This window comes from Streptomyces sp. YIM S03343 (assembly GCF_054729195.1).
The window spans coordinates 4,064,127-4,089,046 of the sequence record NZ_JBPUKX010000001.1 but is presented as its reverse complement, the minus strand read 5'-3'; the positions used below and the strand labels follow the sequence as shown (position 1 = coordinate 4,089,046).

Sequence of the window (24,920 nt, the reverse complement as noted above, 5' to 3'; positions counted from 1 at the left end):
AAGGCCCCCGGAGGGTGTCCGCCCCGGGGGCCTTCGGCATGTCCGCGACGGCGCGGCCGAGGGTTCTTCGCCCCCGCCGCCCCTTCCCGTTCCCGTCCCTGGGGGCTGCGCCCCCAGACCCCCCATATCGGCCCTTCGGGCCTCGTCCTCAAACGCCGGACGGGCTGAAATTCAGCCCCTCCGGCGTTTGAGGAGCGGGGGTTCGGGGGCGGAGCCCACGGGTCGGGTCGGGAAGGGGCGGCGGGGGCGAAACCCCTCTACGCCGGCGACGCGCCCCTACACCCCCGCAGAGCCCGGAAGCATCGGGTAGCTGCCGGTGCTGGTCGGGGCGTGTTCCGGGAGCCACAGGACGGCCACCGCGCCCTCCGCTGGTATGTAATCCGGTGCTCCCGCGGGGCGGATGTTACGGAAGGTGAGGCGGGCGCCCAGGACCCGGGCCTGGCCCGCCGCGATGGTCAGCCCGAGGCCGTGGCCGTGCCCGGCACGGTCCGTGCTGCCGGTGCGGAACCGGCTGGGTCCCTGAGCGAGCAGGTCCAGCGGGAACCCGGGACCGTGGTCGCGGACCCGGATGACCCGGCCCTCGACGGTGACCTCGATGGGAGGCTTGCCGTGCCGTCCGGCGTTGGCGAGCAGATTGAACAGCACCCGCTCCAGCCGCCGGGGATCGGTGGTGACCTCCGACTCGTGCACCACACGCACCTCGACGTCGGGGTCCCGGGCCGCCACCCGCCGGGTGACGAACTCGCCCAGCATGATGTCCTGGAGCTCGGCCCGCTCCGAGGCGCTGTCCAGGCGGGCCACCTCCAGCACGTCCTCGACGAGCTTGCGCATCGCCTTGGCGCGGTCCAGGACCAGCTCGGTGGGGCGGCCCGGCGGCAGCAGTTCGGCGGCCGTCAGCAGTCCGGTCACCGGGGTGCGCAGCTCGTGCGCGATGTCCGCGGTGACCCGGCGCTCGGCCTCCAGCCGCTGCTGGAGCGCGTCCGCCATGGCGTCCACCGCGCGTGCGAGATCGTCGGTCTCGTCCCGTACGACACCGCCGATGGCCTTCCGCACCCGCACGTCGGTCTTGCCCTTGGCGACCTGGTTGGCCGCGCTGGCGGCCTTGCGCAGCCGCCGTGACAACTGCCCGCCGATGAGCACGCCGAGCGCGCTGCCGCCGAGGACGACCGCGATGGAGCCGATGACCAGGGCCTGGTCGAGGTCCTTCATCACGTCCGTGCTGCGGTCGGTGAGATGGGTGTGCAGGGACAGCACATGCCCGTCCTTGAGCGGTACGGCGGCCCAGATGTCCGGCACATCGCCGTGCTCGGTGACGAACGTGCCCACCCGCCCGTGCTCGACCTTCTCGTGCAGCGCCCGCGGCAGCCACGGGTCGTCGAGCTCGATCTTGGGGAAGTTGGGCCGCTTGCTCTGCTCGTAGTTGCGCTGGCCGATCTGGAGGCGCTCGACGGCCAGGTCGCGGGCGTTGTCGAGCATCGAGACACGGGCCGCGTTGTGCACGACCAGGCTGAGCGCGATCGCCACCAGCGCCCCCACCAGCGCGATCGCCGCGCTGAGCTTCCACCGCAGTCCCGTGCGGATCCCCACGTGTGCCAGATGCCGCTCCAGCCGTTCCGGGACCAGCCGCCGGATCGAACGTCTCATCTCCGTGCCGCCCCGCTCACGCCTTCAGTTTGTAGCCGAAGCCACGGACCGTCTCGATCCGGTCCTGGCCGATCTTCGTCCGCAGCCGCTGCACATGGACGTCGACGACCCGGGTGTCGCCGCCCCAGCCGTAGTCCCACACCCGCTCCAGCAGCTTGTCCCGGGACAGCACCGTGCCGGGCGCGGCGGAGAACTCCAGGAGCAGCCGCATCTCGGTGGGGGTGAGCGCCACCGGCTGCCCGGCCCGGCGCACCTCCATGCCCTCCGTGTCGACCTCCAGCTCGCCGAAGGTGAGGGTGCCGCCGCCGACCGGCGCCGCGGACTCATCGGCGCGGTCACCGCCCGCGTGCCCGAAGCGGCGCAGCACCGCGCGGATACGGGCGACGAGGACGGCGCCGTCGAACGGCTTGGTCACATAGTCGTCGGCGCCGGCCTCCAGGCCCAGCACGACATCGATGGCGTCCGCGCGGGCGGACAGCATGATGACGGGCACGGTCGACTCGTCGCGGATCCGGCGGCACAGGCTGACGCCGTCCAGCCCCGGGACCATCACGTCCAGGAGCGCGATGTCGGGGCGGTCGGCCCGGAACGACTCCAGACCCGACAGCCCGTCGGGCATGGCGGTGACCGCGAAGCCGTTTCGCTCCAGGGCGAGTTGGGTCGCCTCGCGGATGACGTCGTCGTCCTCTACGAACAGGACATGGGTCTGCTCTGCCATCCCGCTGCTCTCAGTCCTCGTGTTGTCTTGTCTCGTCGTCCGGCCGTCGGCCCCGGCCCGCTGCAGCGTAGGCCGCGTGGGCCGTACGGCAGCCGGGCCACAGTCGCCCTGTACATGATCGGTCCACCTCCGGGCCGTGCTGCCCCGGGCCATGACCCGGGCCGCCACCCGGGCCGTCATTTGCCGGTCGCCGGGGCCGCGGTCGGGTCGCCGCCCACGGCGTTGCTGTACTCGTTGTGGTGGAAGTCGGTCTGTGCGAACCGGCCCTCGGACCATGCGTAGGTGATCACGTTCTCGCCGGAGGGGTTCGACACCGGGTCGCCCTTCTCGTACACCTGCTTCGTCACCACCAGATCGCCGCGGTCGATCTCCGCGTAGACCGGGGACACCTCGGCGCTGAACACGTTCTCGTACCTGCCTGCCTCCCGGCGGTACACATACGATCCGACACCCACCGCGTCCCCGCAGGTCAGCACGTTCACCACCACGTCTTCGGCCGTCCCGCGGGTCAGTTTGCCGTACGACACGTCGATCGGGTACTCGTCGGCGACACACGGTTCCAGGTCGCGTTTCACCGCGGCCGAGACCTTCGGGTCGTCCTTGACGAGGGCCACCGCGTCCACGCGGTTGTAGGTCTGGGCGGTGCTGGGTGAGGGTGACGGCGACCGCGCCCCGACCACCGGGGCGGCGTGCGCGGGGCCCTCGTCACGGGCTCCCGTGCCGCCGGTGCCGCAGGCGGACACGAAAAGGGCGAGGGCGGCGACCCCGGCCGCCGCCGTGATCGCCGCCTGTAGTTCCGCCCGGGTCTCTGAGGACCCTGTGCCGGTCAGGCCGCGCAACGCTCCCGCTCCTCACGCTCCAGCGCGCGTGCGTCCAGATCGCGGGCCTCCAGCTCCTCGCGGAGCCGGGCGAGCGCCCGGTGCAGCGTGCTCTTGACCGTTCCGGCCGACATGCCGAGGGCCGCGGCGGTCTCCTCCGTGGACATCTGCTCCCAGTGTCGCAGGACGACGACACTGCGCTGCTTGGGAGCGAGGACTTTCATCACATCCATGAGGAGGGCGCGGTCGGCGTGCTGCTCGGTGGCGTCGTCCACGCTGTTGTCCGGAAGCTGCTCGGTCGGGACCTCCTCCAGCTTCCTGGCCCGCCACCACTCGGTACGGGTGTTGATCATCACCCGGCGCAGATAGGCGTCGGCCAGCCGTTTGTCGGCGATGCCGTCCCAGCGGCCGTAGGTGCGGGCCAGGGCGGTCTGGAGCAGGTCCTGGGCGTCCACCGGGTCGGGCACCAGACGTCGGGCGCTGCGCAGCAGCGCGTCCTGCCGGGTCCGCACGTACTCCTCGAAGCCGAGCACCTCGCCCTGCGCCATTTCCGACCGCCTCCGATCCCCGTAAGTCTCCGGCCGTGATGCGGCCCGTTTCTGTCGCCCCGTGGTCAATCGGGGTACGGAAATGAACCTACGGAGGCGTTGTCACGGCGCTGTCCGAGGGAGCCTGCGGGTAGCAATCGGCTGTCCGTCGGTTGTGTAACGGAAAGAGGTTCTGGGTAAGGAGGTTGGGGTTATTGCGGCGGTATATGGCGATTTGGTGGGCGAGTTGGGGCGTCACAAAGCCGCCGGGTCTGTGAGGCGTCTGTGTGTCGGCTCGGCATAGGCCTGGCGTCGGCCGTGTATCAGTGGCCGTGCGATGTCTGGTGACCGCGGGCCGGTGAGCCGCTGAGCCGGTGTGGTGCGGATCGGGGGGCGGGGGCCGTGCCAGCGGCTGCGGACCGGTGGCGGCGGCTGCCCCGCCGGAGCCCGCCGGAACCCGTTGGAACTCGCCGGAGCCCGCCGGAGCTACGGCGGTGCTGTCCGCGTCGGCCGCGCCCCTGCCGTGGGCAGCCGATGCGTCGGCTGGGCCAGCCGAGTCAGCCGGGTCAGCCGCGCGGCAGCCGGTAGAGCCCGCCCGCGAGCGGTTCGACGAGGCCGTCGGAGACCAGGCCGTCCAGGGCCCGGGCCCGCTGGACCGGCTCGTGCCACACCCGGTCGAGCACCGCCTGCGGCACCGGTACGTGCGCCTCGCGCAGCACGGCGAGCAGCTTGCCGCGCACCTGACGGTCCGTACCGGCGTAGGTCTGCCCGCGGCGCGGCGGCCCCTGGTGCTCCGGCTTGCCCGCGAGCCGCCAAGCGCACAGCGCGGCGATCGGGCAGCGGTGGCAGCCCTCGTTCTTCGCCGTGCAGACCAGTGCGCCCAGTTCCATCGACGCGGCGGCCCAGCGGGACGCCGTGCGCTCGTCCCCGGGCAGCAGGGCGCGGGCCAGTTTGCGCTCGGCGGCGGTCGTCGCGTTGGGCGGGAACTGCACCCCGGTCACCGCGCGCGCGAACACCCGGCGGACGTTGGTGTCCAGCACCGGGTGCCGCTGACCGTAGGCGAACGACGCCACCGCGGCGGCCGTGTACTCGCCGATCCCGGGCAGGGCCAGCAGATGCGCGTGATCCGTCGGTACGTCGCCGCCGTGCCGTTCCGTTATGGCCCCCGCGGCCCGGTGCAGCCGCAGAGCACGGCGCGGGTAGCCGAGCCGGCCCCACGCACGGACCGCCTCGCCGGGGGCCTCCGCGGCGAGGTCGGCGGGGCGCGGCCAGCGCGCCATCCACTGCTCGTAGACGGGCAGGACACGGGTGACCGGCGTCTGCTGGAGCATGAACTCGCTGACCATCACACCCCAGGCCCCGGCTTCCGGGCGCCGCCAGGGCAGATCGCGGGCGTGTTCGTCGAACCAGTCGATGACAGGGGCGTGGAACGGCTCGCCGGGGTGCTCGGCTCGCGGGTCGGCGGGGCTGCTGTGAGGGGGCTTCGTGGGCGCAGTCATGTCCCTACCGATCCTGCCATGGGAGGGCGGGCCGGGGTCCTTGGCGTGGCCGGGCGGTGGGGTGGTCCGGGGACGGGCCGGGCGGTCGGGCGACGGGCAAGGGCGGTCGTGCGACGGGCCGGGCGGTCGGGCTTCGGGGGCCGATGCCGCGGGTCGCGGCGTCCGACACGCCGGGCGCAGATGGGCTGAGCTGCGAGGGAGCCGGCCTGCCGAGGACACCGGCGGCCGGAGCCGGGCGTCGCGGTCCGATCAAGTACGGTTGCGGTGCCTCCAGTTGCAGAAATGATGATCCGGAAAAGTTGTCGTCGTGACGGCGGGTGACGCAGGCAAGCGGGGTGATCTCTCGTAAAGTTTGCGCCGTGGGATCTCTGCGCAATCCGATCGGGCCGCTCCCCTCCACCATCTACTGGCGCCGGAGGGTCGTCCTGCTGTCCGTGATCGCCCTGCTGGCGCTGCTGATCACCTGGATCGTCACGTCGGGCGGTGGCGGCGGGAAGAACGGCGCGGGCGGGTCCAACGGCAAGAATCCCGTGGAGTCCATCACGCCCGGTCCGTCCGGCTCCGGGCCCGCCATAAGCCAACACCCGGGCGGGCGCGACGAGTCCAGCGGCAGCAGCAGCGGCTCCGGCGACGGGTCGGGGTCCTCGGCCGGGTCCGGTTCCGGCGGCACCGGCGGTACGGGTTCCGCTGGCAGCTCCGGCGCGGCGGGCGGAGACGGCTCCACCGGCGGGTCCGGTGACGGCACCTCGGGCGGCGGCGGTACGGGCACCACGCTCCCCGCCGGATCCACGCTCCCCGTCTGCACGGCGAGCAATGTGAAGCTGAGCCTGCGCAGCCTCCACAACTCCTACGGCCCCGACCAGACGCCGACGTTCGTGCTGACCGCGAAGAACTCCGCCGCGAACGACTGCAAGATCGACCTCGGTCCGAAGAACACGGTGGTGACCGTCACCAAGGCCGGTGCCGGTGACGAGTACTGGTCCTCGGAGGACTGCCCCAAGGGCTCGGCGAACCTGTACTACCGGGTGCCCGGCGGCGGCAGTGCGGTCACCTATCCGGTGAAGTGGGACCGGAAGCCGAGTGCGCCGCAGTGCGCTACGCCTACGGCGGGGTCGGCTGGTTCGGGTACGTATCTGGTCGAGGCCAAGGCGCCCGGGTATCCGAAGCTTCAGAGCTCGTTCGTGTTGTCCGAGGACTGATGTCCGGCTGACGCCGGGCCGCCTTGGCTTCGCCTTCGGCGGTTTGGGTTCCCACCCGCACCGCCCGTGCGGGTCTCGTGGTCGGGTGCGGGTGGCCCCCTGTGGGGGGTGCTCGCCGTCGGCGGCCGACGGCCGACGGCCAGTGGCTGGCGGGTCGGGGGGCTCGGGGGCTTGGGGTTCGAGCCGTCGGCTTTGAACGAACCGCCGGACCGGCGGCTAGACGTACCGTTCCAGGATCGACGACTCCGCCAGGCGGGACAGGCCCTCTCGGACGCTGCGGGCGCGGGCCTCTCCGACGCCGTCCACCGTCTGGAGGTCGTCGACGCTCGCGGCGAGCAGCTTCTGGAGTCCGCCGAAGTGCTCCACCAGCCGGTCGATGATCGCGCCCGGCAGCCGGGGGACCTTGGCCAGCAGCCGGAAGCCGCGCGGCGACACCGCGGAGTCCAGCGCCTCGGGGGAGCCGGTGTAACCCAGCGCCCGTGCCACCGTGGGCAGTTCGAGGAGTTCCGCGTGGCTGAGCGCGTCGAGTTCGGCGAGGGCCTCGTCGACGGTGCGGGAACGCTTGGCGGTGGGCTCGGGGACGTAGTCCCGCACCACCAGTTCGCGCTCCGGCTCCACACCGGCGATCAACTCGTCGAGCTGGAGGGCCAGGAGACGGCCGTCGGTGCCCAGCTCCACCACGTACTCGGCGATCTCGGTGGCGATACGCCGCACCATCTCCAGGCGCTGCGCCACCGCCGTGACGTCGCGGACCGTCACCAGGTCCTCGATCTCCAGCGCGGACAGCGTGCCCGCGACCTCGTCGAGCCGGAGCTTGTAGCGCTCCAGAGTCGCGAGGGCCTGGTTGGCGCGGGACAGGATCGCCGCCGAGTCCTCCAGGACACGGCGATGGCCGTCGACGTAGAGGGCGATCAGACGCATCGACTGGGAGACCGACACCACCGGAAAGCCGACCTGCTTGGAGACCCGGTCCGCGGTGCGGTGGCGGGTGCCGGTCTCCTCGGTGGGGATCGTGGGGTCGGGCACCAGCTGGACGCCCGCGCGCAGGATCTTCGACAGATCGCTGGACAGCACGATGCCGCCGTCCAGCTTGCACAGCTCACGCAGCCGGGTGGCGGTGAACTCCACGTCCAGCACGAAACCGCCGGTGCACATGGCCTCGACGGTCTTGTCGGAGCCGAGCACGATCAGCCCGCCGGTGTTGCCGCGCAGCACCCGCTCAAGGCCGTCGCGCAGGGCCGTGCCGGGTGCCACGGCGCTCAGTGAGGAGCGCATCATGCCATCGGCACCGGAACTCCCGCCGGACTTTCCGGGAGCTGCCGCCCGGTCGTTGGCTGCCACTGCACTCCTCCGGTCGCAGGTTCTGGGGCGCCCCGTTTCGCGCACAGGGTTCGTACGGACGGGCGAGACCAGGGCAAAGTCTACCGGCGGTCCTCGTCGTCCCGTGGGGCCTCTCTGCGACGCGAGCGCGGAAGCACCCGCAGCGCGTCCCCTATGTCCGCCACTTCCAGCACCCGCATCCCCGGTGGGACCTTGCCCGGATCGCCCGGGACAAGCGCGTGGGTGAAGCCCAGCCGGTGCGCCTCGGAGAGCCTGCGCTGGACGCCGGTGACCCTTCTGACCTCGCCCGCGAGGCCCACCTCGCCGATCGCGACGAGGTTCTTGGGCAGCGGGGTGTCGCTCGCCGCCGACGCCAGGGCGAGGGCGACGGCGAGGTCGGCGGCGGGCTCGGAGAGCTTCACCCCGCCGACCGTCGCGGAGTAGATGTCGCGCTTGCCGAGGGCGCTGATCCGGCCGCGCTGCTCCAGTACGGCCAGCATCATCGAGACCCGGGAGGTCTCCAGGCCGGAGGTGGTGCGCCGCGGGGAGGGGATCTGCGAGTCGACGGTGAGCGCCTGGACCTCGGCGACCAGCGGGCGGCGGCCCTCCAGGGTGACGGTCAGACAGGTGCCGGGCACCGGTTCGGCACGCCGGGTCAGGAACAGGCCGCTGGGGTCGGCGAGGCCCGTGATGCCCTCGTCGTGCAGTTCGAAGCAGCCGACCTCGTCCGTGGCGCCGTAGCGGTTCTTGACGCCCCGTACGAGGCGCAGACGCGCGTGCCGGTCGCCCTCGAAGTGCAGGACCACGTCCACGAGGTGTTCGAGGAGACGGGGTCCGGCGATGGCGCCGTCCTTGGTGACATGGCCCACCAGCAGCGTGGACATACCGCGTTCCTTGGAGGCCCGGATCAGGGCGCCGGCCACCTCGCGCACCTGGGCCATACCGCCGGGCGCGCCGTCGATCTCGGGGGAGGCCACCGTCTGCACCGAGTCGAGGATCAGCAGGGACGGCTTCACCGCGTCCAAGTGGCCGAGGACGGCGGCCAGATCGGTCTCGGCGGCGAGATACAGATGGTCGTCGATGGCGTGGATCCGGTCGGCGCGCAGCCGGACCTGGCTCGCCGACTCCTCACCCGTGACATACAGCGTGCGGTGCTCGTCGCTCGCGGACTTGGCGGCCACGTCGAGCAGCAGCGTCGACTTGCCGACGCCCGGCTCGCCCGCCAGCAGCACCACCGCGCCGGGCACCAGGCCCCCGCCGAGCACCCGGTCCAGCTCGGGCACACCGGTCGGCCGGGCGGTGGCCTGACGGCCGTCGACCTGCCCGATCGGCACCGCGGAGGTCGTGACGCGCCCCGGCGTCGTGGTCCGCACCGCGGGCGTGCCGTACTCGTCGATCGTGCCCCACGCCTGGCATTCGGGACACCGCCCGAGCCACTTGGCCGTCTGCCAGCCGCACTCGGTGCAGCGGTAGGACGGACGCTCCTTGGCGGTCTTGGTACGGGTGGCCATGCGCAAACCGTATCCGCCTCCACTGACAACCCCACCCACCCCGCCCACAGCTCCGGGACGACGGCCCGGTGCACACGGAGTGCGAACGGCGCGTGGAGCGCGTGAGCGGGGTGTGGGGAGCACCGTCGGAGCGGTGGTGGCGTGGGCGGCGCGTCGGAGCGGGACGCGGGTGATGTCGGCCACGGCATGGGGCGGTCCGTGAGCCGGGCCGGGGCCGCAGCGCGGTGCCCCGCGGTCAGGGGCGGGGGGAACTGCGCGACGAACCACGACGCACCCGCAGCCCGAAGAACCGAGGGGAAACACCCCAAGGGGCGCGGGGAACTGCGCGACACGCCACGACGTACCCGCAGCCGAAGAACCGGCCGAAGCCCCGCAGTACACCGGCACGCGCGCGTGGGCGTGGGCCGGGGGCGTGGGAAACGGGTGGTGTCCGCCGTTGGTGCGCCGTGGTCCTGGCGGGGGTGGGGTGGTAGGGACGGGTGTCTTTCGGGGGCATGGGTATAGGGGGGTTTGTGGCGTGATCGGGCGCTGAGTCGGGGTTTAGTGTCCCCTTATGAGGGATCGTTTCACCCGTAAGGATTAAATGTGCTCAAGGTGGAGGAACAGGTCGTCCTGCGGCCCTTACGGTCGCACGGGTGATGAGCACCAGCCCGGAGATCTCGACCCGCACCACCGGCGTACACCGAGCGCACCGGGAGGCACGTGACCGCGCCGCGGCGCGCACGCTGGCGCAGTCCCCACCCGCGCGCTACGAGCCGTATCTGGACGGTCTGTTCACGTACTGCCTGTCGGTGCTGTGCGACCATGACGCGGCCACCGCGGCCGTCGGTGACGTCCTCGCCCTCGCCGAGCGGCGCGCCCGCCGCGGCCCCGAGGCCGCAGACGACCGCAGGGCCTGGCTGTACGCCCTCGCGCGCTGGGCGTGTCTCCGCAAGCTCACCGAGGCCAAACAGAAACGTCAAGGCAGCCATGCCGCGGGCCGCGGCGCCGTGGCGAGGTCCGCCGTCGCGGCACCGGGAGCCGCCGCCCGGGAGGCCGATGCCGCGCCGGTCTCCGAGGAGGCCCGGCAGCGCCGCCGCCGCGAACTCGCCCTGCTGGCCTGGCCGGAGGCCGCCGGTACCAGCCCGGAGCAGCGCGAGGCGCTCGAACTCGCCGTACGCCACCGGCTCGCCGCCCACGAGGTCGCCGCGGTGCTCGGCATGGACCGCATCGCCGCGCGCGAGCTGCTCGCCGCCGCCGCCTGTGAGGTGGAACGCACGCGCGCCGCCCTCGCCGTCGTGGAGACCGGCACCTGCCCCGGCGTCGCCCTGCTCACCGGCGACAACCAACTGGTCCTCAGCACCGCCCTGCGCCATGAACTGGTCCGGCACGTCGACGGCTGCCCCCGCTGCCGCCGCACCGCCGAGCGCGCCGTCCCCGGCCGCTGGCCGGGCGCCACCGTCACGCCCGCCGAACTGCCCGTCCTGGCGGCACCTCGCGCGGACCTGCACACGGCGCTGACGCACCACCCGCGCGCGCGGGGTGCCGCCGCGCCGCGCTTCGACCGGCGCGGCTTCCCCATGGACCCCAAGGACCGCGCCGCACGACGGGAACGGCTGCGCGCGCGTGCCGTCACCACGACCGTCGTCGCCACCGTCGTCGCCGCCCCGGTGTTCGCCCTGTGGGCCGCCTACCGGGGCGCACCGCTCGAAGGGGGCGCCGACGGGCGCGCACCCGGTACCAGCGGCGCGCACGACACCGGCGCCGACGGGGAGGCGGGCGGCCACGGCTACCAGAACGCGGGGAACGCGCATGCGGGCCCCGGCCCCGGCACCGGCGGGCACCACGGGTCCGACGTGTCTGTCGAGGTTCTCAGCGTCGCGGGCGCGGGCCGCAAGGGCGCCGGGCATCTGGAGGTGCATGCCGAGAACAGCGGCACGACCACGCTCATCACGCTGACCGCGTCAGGACCGGACCCGGTGCGCTGGTCGGCGACGACCCGCGCCTCCTGGCTGTACCTCAGCCGCTCGTCGGGAACCCTGGCACCGGGCGAATCGTTGACGATCAAGGTGTACGTGGACCATCTGCGCGAGCCGTCCGGCCACTGGAGCGCACAGGTGGCGATCGCACCCGTGGGCGCCGTCGTCACGATCGACGGCTACGGCGCCGCGCCCGCCCCTGCCGACCCGCACCCCGGCAGACCCGCCGACCCACCCTCCCCCGACCCCGACCCGACCCCCACCCCGTCCGCACCCTCCGACCCCGCACCGGGCGGCTCTCCCACCTCCCCCACCTCGCAGCCCACCCCCACCGACCCGACCCCGACCACCCCACCGGACCCGCCACCCCCACCAGGCGGCTCCGCCACCGACCCGGCTCCGGCGACGCCGTAGGTCGGAGGGTCGGCGACCGTGCCCGGCCGGGGGCCGGCCGAGGGGATCCGCGCGTCTGCGCGCTCAGGGGTTCCGCTGATGCCAGCCGACGGGGATGCACCGGATGTGGCGCCAGCAGCGGCGAAGGCGGCGCATCCGCCGGACCGGGCACCTTCGCCCGCCCCCGCCCCCGCACCCGCCCCCGCCGCCCGGCAGCCACGGCACGCCCACCGCGCGGCACAGCCACCGACCCGGCCCCGGCGACGCTGGACGACGGGTCGGCGACCGTGCCCAGCCGGGGCCGACAGACGAGATCGATCCGCGGGCGCAGGCGCGGGCGGAAGCGCGGGATGTCAGCCGACCAGATCCGCCGGATGCGCGCGGTGTCAGCCGACCGGATCCGCCGGATGCGGTGCCAGCAGCGGTAGCTGGGCCGCCAGCCGTGCCTCGCACAGTTCGGCCAGCCGGTCGTAGCCGGCCTTGCCCATCAGCTCGGTCAGCTCGGCCCGGTAGGAGACGTACACCGGCTCTCCCGAACCGTGCGCCGACGTCGCCGACGTGCACCACCAGTGCAGATCGTGGCCGCCGGGACCCCAGCCCCGGCGGTCGTACTCACCGATGGACACCTGGAGCACGCGCGTGTCGTCGGGGCGGTCGATCCAGTCGTAGGTGCGGCGGATCGGCAGCTGCCAGCAGACGTCAGGCTTGGTCTCCAGCGGCTCGCGCCCCTCCTGCAGCGCCAGGATGTGCAGCGAGCAGCCCGCGCCCCCCGCGAACCCGGGGCGGTTCTGGAAGATGCAGGAGCCCTGATAGGGGCGGGTCTGCCGGGAGCCCTCCTCGTCCTCCGAGACCCAGCCGTGCTCCATGCCCTCGTCGTGGTGCTGCCAGATCTCCGGCGTGAGCCTGGCCACATGCCCGGCGACGCGCTTCTCGTCGTCCTCGTCGGAGAAGTGCGCGCCCAGCGTGCAGCAGCCGTCGTCCGCGCGCCCCTCGTGGATGCCCTGGCAGCCGCGGCCGAAGATGCAGTTCCAGCGGGATGTCAGCCAGGTCAGATCGCACCGGAAGACCTGCTCTTCGTCCGCCGGATCAGGGAATTCCACCCATGCGCGCGCGAAGTCCAGCCCCTTCTCGTCGCCCTTGGGAGCCTCTGCGGCGGCCCCGACGATCTCTGGGGAGGATTTGCCGTTCTTCGCCTTCTTCGCCTTTTTCGTCTTTGGCACGGATCAAGGGTATGCCGCCGGATGTGTCTTCCGGCACCGCTCGAGGGGACAGCCGAAGGCGCTGGTGGCAGTAGCGTTCCGTTCATGAGACTCGGTGTCCTCGACGTGGGATCGAACACGGTGCATCTGCTGGTCGTGGATGCGCACCCGGGCGCGCGTCCGCTGCCCGCTCACTCGCACAAGGCGGAGCTGCGCCTGGCCCAGCTTCTCGAGGCGGACGGGTCGATAGGGGCGGACGGCGTGGACCGGCTGATCGCCGTGATCAAGGACGCCCTCCAGGCCGCCGAGGACAAGGGCGTGGAGGACGTCCTGCCCTTCGCGACCTCCGCCGTGCGCGAGGCCAGCAACGCCGACGACGTCCTCGCGCGCGTACGGGACGAGACCGGCGTCGAGCTCCAGGTCCTCACCGGTGCCGAGGAAGCCCGTCTCACCTTCCTCGCCGTACGCCGCTGGTTCGGCTGGTCGGCCGGAAAGCTCCTGGTCCTGGACATCGGCGGCGGCTCGCTGGAGATCGCGTACGGCATCGACGAGGAGCCCGACGCCGCGGTGTCGCTGCCGCTCGGGGCGGGGCGGCTCACGGCGGGCTGGCTGCCAGGCGACCCGCCCGACCCGAACGACATCCGCGCGCTGCGCCGCCATGTCCGCGCCCAGATCGCGCGCACAGTGGGTGAGTTCAGCCGCTTCGGCGCCCCCGACCATGTGGTCGCCACCTCCAAGACCTTCCGCCAGCTGGCCCGTATCACCGGCGCGGCCCGCTCCGCCGACGGCCTCTACGTCCAGCGCGAGCTGAAGCGCGGGTCCCTGGAGTCCTGGGTCCCCCGCATCGCCGGCATGACCTCGGCCCAGCGCGCCGAACTCCCCGGCGTCTCCGAGGGCCGCTCCGGCCAGCTGGTCGCCGGCGCCCTGGTCGCAGAGGGCGCGATGGACCTCTTCGGCGTCGAGGCCCTGGAGGTCTGCCCCTGGGCTCTGCGAGAGGGCGTCATCCTCCGCCGCCTGGACCACATGGACAACCAACTGAACCACCACACCGCGAGAGCCTCCTGAAACCGCCCTCACGGGGAAGCAGGGGGGTCGGTTCCCGGAGCGGGGGGCCACACCAGCGCCCCCAAAGGGGGCGCGGGGCCGTGCCGATAGGCGGCTCCGCCGCGTGGGCGCGACCAGCCACCCACAACGCGCACGGCCTGAGGGCATCCCGCGGCGAGCCCTGAACGCACCAGGGCAATACAGCAGACCCCCGCACAACCCCCCCAAAGGGGCGCGGGGCTGTGCCGATAGGCGGCTCCGCCGAGTGGGCGCGACCAGCCACGAACAACCCGCACCTGCTCCGCGGCGCAAGCCCAGCGGTGCCGAACCGAACCCCGCCCCCTGGGCGACCCCAGCGGGGCTGAACCCCGCCCCCTGGGCGACCCCAGCGAAGCTGATCCGCCCATCGGGCAAAGCCATGCAAATCGCCACAACCCCCGGAGGGACCCCCCACGCCCGCCAACCCACCCCGTACCCTTGCCCCCGTGGCAGAACCAAGGGACGTGGTCCGCATCCCGGATGCGAAGGTCGCCCTGTCGACGGCCTCCGTCTACCCGGAGTCGACGGCGACGGCCTTCGAGATCGCCGCACGCCTCGGCTACGACGGCGTGGAGGTGATGGTGTGGACGGACCCCGTCAGCCAGGACATCGAGGCCCTGCGCAGACTCAGCGACTACCACCGCATCCCGATCCTCGCCGTGCACGCCCCCTGCCTGCTCATCACCCAGCGCGTCTGGTCCACCGACCCGTGGACCAAGCTCCAGCGCGCCCAGGCGGCCGCCGAGAAGCTCGGCGCGAGCACGGTCGTCGTGCACCCGCCCTTCCGCTGGCAGCGCCAGTACGCGCGTGACTTCGTGGCCGGGATCTGGCGGATGGCGAACGAGACGGACGTACGGTTCGCGGTGGAAAACATGTACCCCTGGCGATACCGCGACCGCGAGATGCTGGCGTACGCCCCCGACTGGGACGTCACCAAGGACGACTACCGGCACTTCACGATCGACCTCAGCCACGCCGCGACGTCCCGCACCGACGCCATCCAGCTGGTCGACCGTATGGCCGAGCGCCTGGGCCATGTCCACCTGGGCGACGGCTCCGGCTCCGCCAAGGACGAGCACCTGGTCCCCGGCCGCGGCAATCAGCCCTGCGCCGAACTGCTGGAGCGCCTGGCGCTCACCGGTTTCGACGGCCATGTCGTCATCGAGGTCAACACGCGCCGCGCGATGTCCAGCGCCGAGCGCGAGGCGGACCTGGCGGAGGCCCTGGCCTTCACCCGGCTGCATCTGGCCTCCCCGCTCAAGGCGCACCGGCGGTGACCGGCGCCACGGCCCGGCGCCGGGGCCGTCCCCCGCGCACGGAGTCCACCGACACCCGTGACCGCATCCTGGCGGTGGCCCGCGAGGAGTTCTCCAAGCGCGGCTACGAGCAGACCTCGGTACGGGGCATCGCCAAGGCCGCCGGGGTGGACTCGGCCCTGGTGCACCACTACTTCGGCACCAAGGACCAGGTCTTCGAGGCGGCCATCGCCCTCGCGTTCGCACCCGCCCTCGACGCGCCGAACGCCGTCATCGACGCCCCGCTGAGCGAGGTCGGCGAACGGCTCGCCCGGTTCATCTTCGGCGTCTGGGAGAACCCGGTGACCCGCGCCCCGGTGCTGGCGATCGTGCGCTCGGCGGTGAACAACGACGCCGCGGCCACCGTCTTCCGGCGGCTGATCGTCAGCCAGCTGCTGCGCCGTATCGCGGGCAAGCTGGCCCTGCCGGACGCGGAACTGCGCTGCGAACTGGCGGCGGCGCAGCTCGTGGGGTGCGCGATGCTGCGGTACGTGATCAAGGTGGAACCGCTGGCCTCGGTGGACCCGGAGGAGATCATCGCGAGGGTGGCACCGGTGGTCCAGCAGCATCTGACCGGCCCCTGACGGACGACGTAGGCGTACGGCCTCCCGAGCGAGACACCCGAGCGAGACACCCGTCCCGCATTCCGGACACACCGTCCCGCCCCCTGGATGTCCGGCGTACGCTCGGCAAGAGTCACAGAGTCAGAAGTCTCACCAGCCCTCGACGACCGTCACCGAAAGAGCGCCTGTCCGGCCGGAAGGCACGCCGGACGGTGGACGGGCTGACGGACGTCCCCGAAGGAGCGAGCGACGATGCCCGAGCTGAGGTCCCGCACAGTCACTCACGGCCGCAACATGGCGGGCGCCCGCGCCCTGATGCGCGCCTCCGGTGTACCCGGTGCGGACATCGGCCGGAAGCCCGTCATCGCCGTCGCCAACAGCTTCACCGAGTTCGTGCCGGGCCACACCCACCTCCAGCCGGTCGGCAGGATCGTCAGCGAGGCGATCACCGAGGCCGGTGGCATCCCGCGCGAGTTCAACACGATCGCCGTGGACGACGGCATCGCCATGGGCCACGGCGGCATGCTCTACAGCCTGCCCTCCCGCGATCTGATCGCCGACTCGGTCGAGTACATGGTCGAGGCGCACTGCGCCGACGCCCTGGTCTGCATCTCCAACTGCGACAAGATCACCCCGGGCATGCTGCTGGCCGCCCTGCGCCTGAACATCCCGGCGGTGTTCGTCTCCGGCGGCCCGATGGAGGCCGGACGGGCCACCCTGGTCGACGGCACGGTCCGTACGCTCGACCTGGTCGACGCGATCTCCGACGCCGTGAACGACAAGATCTCCGACGAGGACATCCTCCGTATCGAGGAGAACGCCTGCCCGACCTGCGGCAGCTGTTCCGGCATGTTCACCGCCAACTCGATGAACTGCCTCACGGAGGCCATCGGCCTGTCCCTCCCCGGCAACGGCTCGGTCCTCGCCACCCACACGGCCCGTAAGCAGCTGTACACCGACGCGGCCCGCACGGTCATGGACATCACCCGCCGCTACTACGACCAGGACGACGACTCGGTCCTGCCGCGCTCCGTCGCGACCTTCGCGGCGTTCGAGAACGCCATGGCGCTCGACATCGCGATGGGCGGCTCCACGAACACGATCCTGCACCTGCTGGCCGCCGCCCAGGAGGCGGGTGTCCCGTTCGGCCTGGAGCAGATCGACGCGGTGTCCCGGCGGGTGCCGTGCCTGGCGAAGGTGGCCCCCAACGTCGCCAAGAACCGCACGTACTACATGGAGGACGTGCACCGCGCGGGCGGCATCCCCGCCCTCCTCGGCGAACTGCACCGGGCGGGCCTGCTCAACGAGGACGTGCACGCCGTCCACAGCCCGTCCCTCGCGGACTGGCTGAAGACCTGGGACGTGCGCGCCGGCTCGCCCTCCCCGGAGGCCGTCGAGCTGTGGCACGCGGCGCCCGGCTGTGTCCGCTCGGCGCAGGCGTTCTCCCAGTGCGAGCGCTGGGAGGCCCTCGACGACGACGCGGAGGGCGGCTGCATCCGCAGCGCCGAGCACGCGTACTCCAAGGACGGCGGCCTGGCCGTCCTCAAGGGCAACCTCGCCGTCGACGGCTGCGTGGTGAAGACCGCCGGTGTCGACGAGTCCATCTGGACCTTCGAGGGCCCGGCGGTCGTCTGCGAGTCGCAGGAAGAGGCCGTCGAAAAGATCCTCGCCAAGCAGATCACCACCGGCGACGTCGTGGTCATCCGCTACGAGGGCCCCAGGGGCGGCCCCGGTATGCAGGAGATGCTCTACCCGACGTCCTTCCTCAAGGGCCGCGGCCTCGGCAAGAGCTGCGCGCTGATCACCGACGGCCGTTTCTCCGGCGGCACCTCCGGCCTCTCCATCGGCCACGCCTCCCCGGAGGCCGCGTCGGGCGGCACGATCGCCCTGGTCGAGGACGGCGACCGCATCCGCATCGACATCCCGAACCGCACGATCGACCTCCTCGTCGACGACACCGAGCTCGCCCGCCGCGAGCAGGTGCTCGACGGGGCGTACGCCCCCCGCGCCCGCGACCGCAAGATCTCCGCCGCGCTGCGCGCCTACGCCGCGATGGCCACCAGCGCCGACAAGGGCGCGGTCCGCGACGTGACCAAGCTGGGCTGAACCTGCCGCCGGGCTGACCCTGCCGCCGACGGCGCCGGACCCGCCTTCCACCCAGGAGGCGGGTCCGGCGCCGTCGCGCGTGCGATGCGGTGCAGCGGGCGGAAGGCACCCGGCGCGCGGTACCAGGCGGACGGATTGCGCCGCTACCAGGCGGACGGATCGCGCCCGTCGACGGCGAAGACGGTGCCGTCGGGGGCGGCGCCGTAGATGTGCCCGTGGGCGGCGACGGGGTGGGGCAGGACCGCCACGACCTCGCCGGAGTCCGCCCCCAGCCGCGCCGGGGTCTGCCCGACGAGCTTCCCCGAGCCGGCGTCGGCGGCGAGAAGGCGTCCGTCGGCGGCGGAGACATACACATGACCGTCCGCGACGACCGGCGCCGAACCCCGGCTCACGGAGGTCTCCAGGTGCCACCGCCGCTTGCCCGAGTCGAGGTCGACCGCTTCCAGCGAACCGGCGGCGGCCAGGATGTAGACGACGTTCCCTGCCACGGTGGCCTGCGCGTCCTCCCGTACGACGGGCAGTGCCACGCGGTGCGTCGCGCCGGACGCCGGGCTGTAGCGCACGACGGCGTCGGCATACCCGAACCCGGTGTCCAGGGAGAGGAAGTCGACGGACCCGTCGCGCGAGGCGATCGGCTCCAGGGTCCCCTTCAGACGCGCGTCCCATCGCACGGCCCCGGTGCCGGGGTCCACCGCCGTGACCCGCGTGCTCGATCCGTCGGTGGACACTGTGGTCGCGTAGGCGGGTGTGCTCCCGCCGAACCAGGCGAACCGCGGTGACGTGTGGCCCGGTACGCGTTTGTGCCATGCCGTTCGCCCCGTCGCGTCGGCCACGGCGGTGACGGTTCCGTCGGCGCCGGAGAGCAGCAGCATGCCGCCGGCCCGCTGCACCCCGCTGTACGCGGGCACGGTCCGCTGCCAGTGGGGCTTGCCCGTCGCGGGATCGAGGGCTTCGAGGTGTCGCCCGCTGTCCGAGAGGGGTTGCACGAGACCGCCCGACACGACGGGCGGCCCGCTCCAGCGTGTCTTGGCCACGGAACGCCGCCACAGCAAGGAGCCGTCGGACGGATCGAGGGCGAACAGCACGTCCGACTGGGCGCAGAGCAACGTTCCTGCACCATAGGAGCACTGCGGGACGCCCTTGCTGCCCGCGGCGGGCCGCGCCTCCCACGCCTGGAAGGCGGCCGGTGCGGCAGGGGGCGTCGTCGGGGTGGCGCGCGGCTCGTCGCCCCCGGACAGCAGCACCCCGGCCAGTCCGCCGCCCGCCACGAGGCCGAACGCGCCCGCCGCGAGGGCCGCTCGGCGCAGCCGCGGCCGTTTCCCCAGGGTGACGGCGCGCCGCCGTTTGGGCTTTCCGGCGTCGACCGGCTCCGCAACGACCGGCTCCGGCAGCCGGCCGCCACCGGTCCGCTGCGTCGGTATGAACGCCTGCGTGTCGTACGAGGCCGCCACCGACCGGAGTTCGCGCATCAGCTCGTCCGGGGTGGGCCGGTCCTCGGGCTCCTTGGCCAGACAGCTCCGCACCAGCGGGGCGAGACCGTCGGGCAGACCGGTGAGGTCGGGCTCGTCGTGCACGACCTGGTAGGCGACGACATACGGGCTGTCGGAGTCGAACGGCCCGCGTCCGGTGGCCGCGTGCACCAGTACGGAACCGAGCGCGAAGATGTCCGCGGCCGGTCCGACCTCCCGGGGCCGCCGGAACTGCTCGGGCGCCATGAACGGCGGTGTGCCGATCAGCTTCCCGGTCTCCGTGCGCAACTCACTGTCCTTCGGCCGGGAGATACCGAAGTCGATGACCTTCGGACCGTCCTCGGCCAGCAGCACATTGCTCGGCTTCAGATCCCGGTGGACCACTCCCACGCGATGGATGTCGCGCAGCGCCTCCGCGAGCCCGGCCATCAGCCGGCGCAACTGGGCGGCGTCCATGGCTCCGTTCCGCTTCACATGGTCGGAGAGCGTGGGGCCGGGGATGAACAGGGTGGCCATCCAGGGCCGCTCGGCATCGGGATCGGCGTCGACGACGGGTGCGGTGAACGCCCCGCTCACCCTGCGGGCCGCCGCCACCTCCTGCCGGAACCGCCCTCTGAACTCGGGGTCCTTGGCGTAGGCGGCGTGTACGACCTTCACCGCGAGCTTCAGGCCCGAGGTGCTGCGGGCCAGGTGTACGACACCCATCCCGCCCGATCCGAGGCTCTCCTCAAGTCGGTAGTGACCGGCGTACTCGGGAAGTTCCGCTTCCGCGCCCGCTCCGGCGTCCCTGTGTGGCGCCATGGAACCACCCCCGTGCTGTTCGTCCGCGCGCGCGACGCATCGGAGCCTAGTCGAAGAGTCGTACGAGACGTAGGAGGCTTGCTAGCCTCCGAGTGCAAATCGAACGCTGTGTTGCGCTGTGTCTCGCTGTGTTTCATGGCGCGTTCTATGGGAATCACCGGGACCCCATGACATTCATGGGGTCCGACGGGGGAGGTTTTTCATGTCTGTCGACCACACCGAGGAGACCGAGGGCGTCGAGAGCGTCGCGAACGCGGACGCGAAGGACGCCGTCGCGGCGACGGCCACCGCGCTGCACTACTACGCGGTCGCGCCCGGCGTCCGTCTCAATGTCCGCAGCGGTCCCGGCACGGGCTACAGCCTCGTCCGCACCCTCGCCGAGGGTGCGTCCGTGCCGATCTACTGCCAGACCCCGGGGACGACGGTGTCCGGTTACTACGGCACCTCGAACATCTGGGACAACATCAGCAACGGGGAGTTCGTCTCGGACACCTATGTCCACACGGGGGCCGACGGCTACGTGGCCAGCCGCTGCGGCTGATCTCACAGTCGCTCCAGGAGCCCGCGGAGAAGGACCGTCCGGAATCGGCGCCATAATCGTCGCGTGAGCAGAGACGAGATCGGCACCCCGGACACCCCCGCGGGCTCTCCGGACACCCCTGCGGGCTCCAAGGCCGCCCCCGCCGGTGGCGGGCCCCGGCCCGAGCCCCTGCGTTTCTTCGGCACCACCTGGGTGGCGCACGACGACGGCTACCTCCTGCGCCGCGTCGGCGTGTCCGCCGGCTCGCTCGCCGCGGTGATCGTGTCCGCTCTGGTGCTCCGGTTCGCCTACCAGGGTCTGGAGATCGCCGGCGTCGGCGCCTTCGTGAACATCCTGGTCGTCGTGATGTTCGCCGTCTGCAGCGCGCTGGCGTTCGGCCACAGCTGGGAAGGGTTCGGCAAGCGCCCGGACGCGGACCGTACGGCGAACATGCGCGGCCTGCTGGCCATCGGCTTCGTCGGCACGCTCGCCGCGTACTTCGTCCGCTCCCTGGTCGAGGCCCCGGGCGAGAAGCTCCAGCGCGCGGAGTACGAGACGGCACGCAAGCAGTACGAACGCCGGTCGGGCAACCCGGCCAAGAAGCGCCGCCGCGGCTGAGGGCCCTCCCGCCGTAGAGCATGCCCGGCCACCATGGCCGTATGAGCGTCTCCTCACAGCCGTACCCCTCCCGGGCCGCCGATCCCTCCCGGACCGTCGATCCCTCCCGGGCCGCAGACCCCTCCCGGACCGTCGACGCCGCCCGCGCCGCCCGCGCCCGTTCCTTCGACGCGGCCGCGGCACAGTACGCGGCCAACCGCCCCTCCTACCCGCCCGCGCTCCTAGATGCGATCGAGGAACTCACCGCACGCCCCCTCTCCGGCGCCCGTGCGGTGGACGTGGGCGCCGGTACCGGCATCGCGACCGCCCTGCTCAAAGCCCGCGGCGCCGAGGTGATCGCGGTGGAACCCGGCGACGGCATGGCGGCCGAGTTCCGCGCCACGCTCCCGGCCATCCCGGTCGTACGCGGCACCGGCGACGCCCTCCCCCTGGCCGACGACTGCGCCGACCTCGTCACCTACGCCCAGTCCTGGCACTGGACCGACCCCGCCCGCTCCTTCCCGGAGGCGGCCCGGGTGCTGCGGCCGGGCGGGGCGCTGGCGCTGTGGTGGAACACCGATGCCGAGGGCGTGGCGTGGATCGCCGAGCAGAACGAGCGCATCAGACGCCACTTCGGAGCCCATCCTGCCGTAGGGCGTGAAGGCAGTGGAGCCCGCGCCGTCCGGACGGGCCGCACCCACGGTTTCCGCTTCACCCGCCGCCGGATCCGCTGGAGCCGCCGGGTGCCGATGGACACCCACCTCGCCAACATCGGCAGCCACTCGATCTTCCTGGTCCAGGAGGAGCGGGCCCGCACGGCCTTCCTCACCGAGGAGCGCGCCCGCCTCCTCGGCCGCTTCCCGGACGGCACGGTCGAGGAGGCCTACGACACGGAACTCCTCGTCGCTCCGGCACCCGAACCGGCACCCGAACCGGCGTCGGCACCCGCGCCGACAACGGCGCCCGCACGGACGTAGTCACGCTCATGGCCACCTCCACAGCAGTCCCCGAGCAGAGCCCCTCGGCACTTGACGCACCCCCCTGCCCGGAGCATTATTCATCACATGATGAATTACTTGCCCGACCGGACCGCCCCCGAGGCGGCCCCCGCTGTCCGGGCCGCTGGGCTGCGTGTCGTGCGCGGCACCCGCCAGGTCCTCAGGGGCCTCGACTTCACCGTGCCGCACGGCCAGGTCACCGGCCTGCTCGGCCCCTCCGGCTGCGGCAAGACCACCCTGATGCGTGCGATCGTCGGCACCCAGGCCAAGGTCACCGGAACCCTCGACGTACTCGGCCTCCCCGCGGGCGACGCCGCCCTGCGCTCCCGGATCGGCTACGTCACCCAGGACCCGTCCGTCTACGACGACCTGACGATCCACCAGAACCTCGCCTACTTCGCGGCGATCCTCGACCCTGGCCGCGCCGCCGCCGCACGCCGCCACGAGAACGTCGTCCGCGCCATCGCCGACGTCGACCTCACCTCCCACGCCGACTCCCTCGCCGGCAACCTCTCCGGCGGCCAGCGCAGCCGGGTCTCTCTCGCGGTCGCACTGCTCGGCAGTCCCGAGCTGCTGGTCCTCGACGAGCCCACCGTCGGCCTCGACCCCGTGCTGCGCCGCGACCTGTGGAACCTCTTCCACTCCCTCGCCTCCGACCGCGGCGCCACCCTGCTCGTCTCCTCCCACGTCATGGACGAGGCCGAGCGCTGCCACCGGCTGCTGCTCATGCGCGAGGGCGAGATCCTCGCCGACGACACCCCGGACGCGCTGCGCACCCGCACCGGCTCCGAGACCGTCGAAGCAGCCTTCCTCCACCTCGTCGACGAGGCGGCCGCCGCAGCCTCGGCCCCCACCACGACCGGAACCGAGCACACCTCCGGAACCGAGACCGAGACCGGGACCGGGACCGGGACCGGGACCGGGACCGGCGACCGCAAGGAGACCGTCCGATGAACGCCTCCCGCACCCTCGCCACCGCGGCCCGCGTACTGCGCCAGCTCCGCCACGACCCCCGGACCATCGCCCTGCTGCTCCTGGTCCCGTGCCTGATGCTCGTCCTGCTCCGCTACGTCTACGACGGCAGCCCGCTGATCTTCGACAACATCGGCGCATCGCTGCTCGGCATCTTCCCGCTGATCACGATGTTCCTGGTGACGTCCATCGCCACCCTGCGCGAACGCACCTCCGGCACCCTCGAACGGCTCCTCGCCATGCCCCTCGGCAAAGGCGACCTGATCGGCGGCTACGCGCTGGCCTTCGGCGCCCTCGCCGTCCTCCAGTCCGCCCTCGCCACCGGCCTCGCCCTCTGGGTCCTCGGCCTCGATGTGATCGGCAGCCCCTGGCTGCTCCTCCTCATCGCCCTGCTCGACGCCCTCCTCGGCACGGCCCTCGGACTCTTCGTCTCGGCCTTCGCGGCCTCCGAGTTCCAGGCGGTCCAGTTCATGCCCGCGGTGATCTTCCCCCAGCTCCTGCTGTGCGGCCTGCTCACGCCGCGCGCCAACATGCATCCCATCCTCGAAGGCATCTCCGATGCGCTCCCGATGTCGTACGCCGTCGAAGGCATGAACGAGGTGCTGCGCCACACGGAGGTGACGACCACCTTCGTCAGGGACGTCCTCATCGTGGCGGGCTGTGCCGTACTGGTCCTGAGCCTGGGCGCGGCGACCCTGCGCCGCAGGACGGCATGACGCCGACGGCCTTACGGACCACCCGGCCGCCCGCCATATATCCGCCACGGCCCGCCATCGCCCGCATCGCCCGCATCCGACCCGTCCGCCCTCCGGACAGGGCGCCCGCCCGGCACCGCCCGGTGAAAGGATGAATCCGGACGACGCACCCCCCCGGAGGGCACCCCAGCCATGACCCAGAAAGTCGCAGTCCTCGGCACCGGAAAGATCGGCGAGGCCCTGCTCAGCGGAATGATCCGAGCCGGCTGGGCACCCGCCGACCTCCTGGTCACCGCCCGCCGCGCGGAGCGCGCCGAGGAACTCCGCGCCCGCTACGGCGTCACCCCGGTCAGCAACCCGGAAGCCGCCAAGACCGCCGACACGCTGATCCTCACGGTCAAGCCGCAGGACATGGGCACCCTCCTCGACGAGCTGGCGCCGCACATCCCCGCCGACCGCCTCGTCATCAGCGGCGCGGCGGGCATCACGACCGCGTCCATCGAGGAACGCCTCACCGCCGGCACCCCGGTCGTCCGCGTCATGACGAACACCCCGGCCCTCGTCGACGAGGCGATGTCCGTCATCTCCGGCGGCAGCCACGCCACCCCCGAGCACCTCGCCCACGCCGAGGAGATCTTCGGCGCCGTCGGCAAGACCCTGCGCGTGCCGGAGTCCCAGCAGGACGCCTGCACCGCGCTCTCCGGCTCGGGCCCGGCCTACTTCTTCTACCTCGTCGAGGCCATGACCGACGCCGGCATCCTTCTCGGTCTGCCCCGCGACAAGGCCCACGATCTGATCGTCCAGTCCGCGATCGGCGCCGCGGTGATGCTCCGCGACAGCGGTGAACACCCCGTCAAGCTCCGCGAGAACGTCACCTCTCCCGCGGGCACCACCATCAGCGCCATCCGCGAACTGGAGAACCACGGCGTGCGGGCCGCCCTCATCGCCGCCCTCGAAGCCGCCCGCGACCGCAGCCGCGAACTGGCGGCGGGCCGGAAGGACTGACCCGCACCCCGCGCATCGCACCCCGCACCG

21 protein-coding genes are annotated in these 24,920 nt (G+C 72.4%); 12 read left to right on the top strand and 9 right to left on the bottom strand.

Features of this window, described 5'->3' with window-relative positions; all coding sequences use genetic code 11:
• Nucleotides 1-276: 276 nt before the first annotated feature.
• From cseC to ACSYGN_RS17495, 5 genes are all read right to left on the bottom strand, one after another.
• Nucleotides 277-1,644, bottom strand: a complete 1,368-nt coding sequence (gene cseC / locus ACSYGN_RS17515) for a two-component system sensor histidine kinase CseC (RefSeq protein WP_460396643.1) — start codon at nucleotides 1,642-1,644, stop codon at nucleotides 277-279.
• A 16-nt stretch (nucleotides 1,645-1,660) separates the two neighbouring features.
• Nucleotides 1,661-2,362 (bottom strand): two-component system response regulator CseB, encoded by a 702-nt coding sequence (gene cseB / locus ACSYGN_RS17510; RefSeq protein WP_460396641.1) that lies wholly within the window; start codon nucleotides 2,360-2,362, stop codon nucleotides 1,661-1,663.
• Between the two features lie 176 nt (nucleotides 2,363-2,538).
• Entirely contained in the window at nucleotides 2,539-3,201 is a 663-nt protein-coding gene (locus ACSYGN_RS17505; RefSeq protein WP_460396639.1) for a hypothetical protein, read from the bottom strand.
• On the bottom strand, nucleotides 3,189-3,728 hold the full coding sequence (locus ACSYGN_RS17500; RefSeq protein ID WP_460396637.1) for a SigE family RNA polymerase sigma factor: 540 nt from the start codon (nucleotides 3,726-3,728) through the stop codon (nucleotides 3,189-3,191). The genes ACSYGN_RS17505 and ACSYGN_RS17500 overlap by 13 nt, the downstream gene beginning before the upstream one ends.
• Before the next feature lie 545 nt (nucleotides 3,729-4,273).
• Nucleotides 4,274-5,206, bottom strand: coding sequence for an HhH-GPD family protein (locus ACSYGN_RS17495; protein ID WP_460396635.1), 933 nt, complete (start codon nucleotides 5,204-5,206; stop codon nucleotides 4,274-4,276).
• Nucleotides 5,207-5,565: 359 nt separating this feature from the next.
• On the opposite strand from ACSYGN_RS17495, the gene ACSYGN_RS17490 reads away from it, so the two are divergent.
• Complete coding sequence (locus ACSYGN_RS17490) at nucleotides 5,566-6,405, top strand: hypothetical protein (RefSeq protein ID WP_460396633.1); 840 nt, start codon at nucleotides 5,566-5,568, stop codon at nucleotides 6,403-6,405.
• A 216-nt stretch (nucleotides 6,406-6,621) separates the two neighbouring features.
• Here ACSYGN_RS17490 and disA read toward each other — a convergent pair whose 3' ends face one another.
• The gene (gene disA, locus ACSYGN_RS17485) at nucleotides 6,622-7,746 is read right to left on the bottom strand and encodes a DNA integrity scanning diadenylate cyclase DisA (protein WP_460396631.1); all 1,125 of its coding nucleotides are present in this window, start codon (nucleotides 7,744-7,746) and stop codon (nucleotides 6,622-6,624) included.
• 80 nt (nucleotides 7,747-7,826) lie between these two features.
• Nucleotides 7,827-9,236 carry a DNA repair protein RadA gene (gene radA, locus ACSYGN_RS17480; RefSeq protein WP_460396629.1) on the bottom strand — a complete coding sequence of 470 codons (1,410 nt, stop codon included), beginning with the start codon at nucleotides 9,234-9,236 and terminating at the stop codon, nucleotides 7,827-7,829.
• Nucleotides 9,237-9,874: 638 nt separating this feature from the next.
• Here radA and ACSYGN_RS17475 point away from each other — a divergent pair.
• Nucleotides 9,875-11,608, top strand: a complete 1,734-nt coding sequence (locus tag ACSYGN_RS17475; RefSeq protein WP_460396627.1) for a BACON domain-containing protein — start codon at nucleotides 9,875-9,877, stop codon at nucleotides 11,606-11,608.
• A gap of 365 nt (nucleotides 11,609-11,973) precedes the next feature.
• Here ACSYGN_RS17475 and ACSYGN_RS17470 read toward each other — a convergent pair whose 3' ends face one another.
• Entirely contained in the window at nucleotides 11,974-12,807 is an 834-nt protein-coding gene (locus tag ACSYGN_RS17470; protein WP_460396625.1) for a hypothetical protein, read from the bottom strand.
• Nucleotides 12,808-12,891: 84 nt separating this feature from the next.
• Here ACSYGN_RS17470 and ACSYGN_RS17465 point away from each other — a divergent pair, with 84 nt between their 5' ends.
• From ACSYGN_RS17465 to ilvD, 4 genes are all read left to right on the top strand, one after another.
• Nucleotides 12,892-13,851 carry a Ppx/GppA family phosphatase gene (locus ACSYGN_RS17465; protein WP_460396623.1) on the top strand — a complete coding sequence of 320 codons (960 nt, stop codon included), beginning with the start codon at nucleotides 12,892-12,894 and terminating at the stop codon, nucleotides 13,849-13,851.
• A gap of 464 nt (nucleotides 13,852-14,315) precedes the next feature.
• Nucleotides 14,316-15,146, top strand: coding sequence for a sugar phosphate isomerase/epimerase family protein (locus ACSYGN_RS17460; protein ID WP_460396621.1), 831 nt, complete (start codon nucleotides 14,316-14,318; stop codon nucleotides 15,144-15,146).
• Nucleotides 15,143-15,748, top strand: a complete 606-nt coding sequence (locus tag ACSYGN_RS17455; RefSeq protein ID WP_460396618.1) for a TetR/AcrR family transcriptional regulator — start codon at nucleotides 15,143-15,145, stop codon at nucleotides 15,746-15,748. The genes ACSYGN_RS17460 and ACSYGN_RS17455 overlap by 4 nt, the downstream gene beginning before the upstream one ends.
• Before the next feature lie 231 nt (nucleotides 15,749-15,979).
• Nucleotides 15,980-17,833 (top strand): dihydroxy-acid dehydratase, encoded by a 1,854-nt coding sequence (gene ilvD / locus ACSYGN_RS17450; RefSeq protein WP_460396616.1) that lies wholly within the window; start codon nucleotides 15,980-15,982, stop codon nucleotides 17,831-17,833.
• A 143-nt stretch (nucleotides 17,834-17,976) separates the two neighbouring features.
• Here the strand turns inward: ilvD and ACSYGN_RS17445 are convergent, their stop codons facing one another.
• The gene (locus tag ACSYGN_RS17445) at nucleotides 17,977-20,103 is read right to left on the bottom strand and encodes a serine/threonine-protein kinase (protein WP_460396614.1); all 2,127 of its coding nucleotides are present in this window, start codon (nucleotides 20,101-20,103) and stop codon (nucleotides 17,977-17,979) included.
• Between the two features lie 202 nt (nucleotides 20,104-20,305).
• Between ACSYGN_RS17445 and ACSYGN_RS17440 the strand changes: the two genes are divergently transcribed.
• The 6 genes from ACSYGN_RS17440 (at nucleotide 20,306) to proC (ending at nucleotide 24,890) form a co-directional block, all read left to right on the top strand.
• The gene (locus ACSYGN_RS17440; protein ID WP_460396612.1) at nucleotides 20,306-20,644 is read left to right on the top strand and encodes an SH3 domain-containing protein; all 339 of its coding nucleotides are present in this window, start codon (nucleotides 20,306-20,308) and stop codon (nucleotides 20,642-20,644) included.
• A 63-nt stretch (nucleotides 20,645-20,707) separates the two neighbouring features.
• Entirely contained in the window at nucleotides 20,708-21,241 is a 534-nt protein-coding gene (locus tag ACSYGN_RS17435; RefSeq protein WP_460396610.1) for an EamA/RhaT family transporter, read from the top strand.
• 41 nt (nucleotides 21,242-21,282) lie between these two features.
• Entirely contained in the window at nucleotides 21,283-22,197 is a 915-nt protein-coding gene (locus ACSYGN_RS17430) for a class I SAM-dependent methyltransferase (RefSeq protein WP_460396608.1), read from the top strand.
• Between the two features lie 87 nt (nucleotides 22,198-22,284).
• Entirely contained in the window at nucleotides 22,285-23,172 is an 888-nt protein-coding gene (locus ACSYGN_RS17425; RefSeq protein WP_460396606.1) for an ABC transporter ATP-binding protein, read from the top strand.
• Complete coding sequence (locus ACSYGN_RS17420; RefSeq protein WP_460396604.1) at nucleotides 23,169-23,906, top strand: ABC transporter permease; 738 nt, start codon at nucleotides 23,169-23,171, stop codon at nucleotides 23,904-23,906. Before ACSYGN_RS17425 ends, ACSYGN_RS17420 begins: the two co-directional genes overlap by 4 nt.
• A 171-nt stretch (nucleotides 23,907-24,077) precedes the next feature.
• Nucleotides 24,078-24,890, top strand: a complete 813-nt coding sequence (proC, locus tag ACSYGN_RS17415; protein ID WP_460396602.1) for a pyrroline-5-carboxylate reductase — start codon at nucleotides 24,078-24,080, stop codon at nucleotides 24,888-24,890.
• Nucleotides 24,891-24,920: the final 30 nt, after the last annotated feature.

Excerpts from the sequence above, each read along its gene's own strand:
- cseC (WP_460396643.1), bottom strand. The coding sequence starts at position 1,644 with ATGAGACGTTCGATCCGGCGGCTGGTCCCGGAACGGCTGGAGCGGCAT.
- cseB (WP_460396641.1), bottom strand. The coding sequence starts at position 2,362 with ATGGCAGAGCAGACCCATGTCCTGTTCGTAGAGGACGACGACGTCATC.
- ACSYGN_RS17500 (WP_460396637.1), bottom strand. The coding sequence starts at position 3,728 with ATGGCGCAGGGCGAGGTGCTCGGCTTCGAGGAGTACGTGCGGACCCGG.
- ACSYGN_RS17495 (WP_460396635.1), bottom strand. The coding sequence starts at position 5,206 with ATGACTGCGCCCACGAAGCCCCCTCACAGCAGCCCCGCCGACCCGCGA.
- radA (WP_460396629.1), bottom strand. The coding sequence starts at position 9,236 with ATGGCCACCCGTACCAAGACCGCCAAGGAGCGTCCGTCCTACCGCTGC.
- ACSYGN_RS17475 (WP_460396627.1), top strand. The coding sequence starts at position 9,875 with ATGAGCACCAGCCCGGAGATCTCGACCCGCACCACCGGCGTACACCGA.
- ACSYGN_RS17465 (WP_460396623.1), top strand. The coding sequence starts at position 12,892 with ATGAGACTCGGTGTCCTCGACGTGGGATCGAACACGGTGCATCTGCTG.
- ilvD (WP_460396616.1), top strand. The coding sequence starts at position 15,980 with ATGCCCGAGCTGAGGTCCCGCACAGTCACTCACGGCCGCAACATGGCG.
- ACSYGN_RS17445 (WP_460396614.1), bottom strand. The coding sequence starts at position 20,103 with ATGGCGCCACACAGGGACGCCGGAGCGGGCGCGGAAGCGGAACTTCCC.
- ACSYGN_RS17440 (WP_460396612.1), top strand. The coding sequence starts at position 20,306 with ATGTCTGTCGACCACACCGAGGAGACCGAGGGCGTCGAGAGCGTCGCG.
- ACSYGN_RS17430 (WP_460396608.1), top strand. The coding sequence starts at position 21,283 with ATGAGCGTCTCCTCACAGCCGTACCCCTCCCGGGCCGCCGATCCCTCC.
- ACSYGN_RS17425 (WP_460396606.1), top strand. The coding sequence starts at position 22,285 with ATGATGAATTACTTGCCCGACCGGACCGCCCCCGAGGCGGCCCCCGCT.
- ACSYGN_RS17420 (WP_460396604.1), top strand. The coding sequence starts at position 23,169 with ATGAACGCCTCCCGCACCCTCGCCACCGCGGCCCGCGTACTGCGCCAG.
- proC (WP_460396602.1), top strand. The coding sequence starts at position 24,078 with ATGACCCAGAAAGTCGCAGTCCTCGGCACCGGAAAGATCGGCGAGGCC.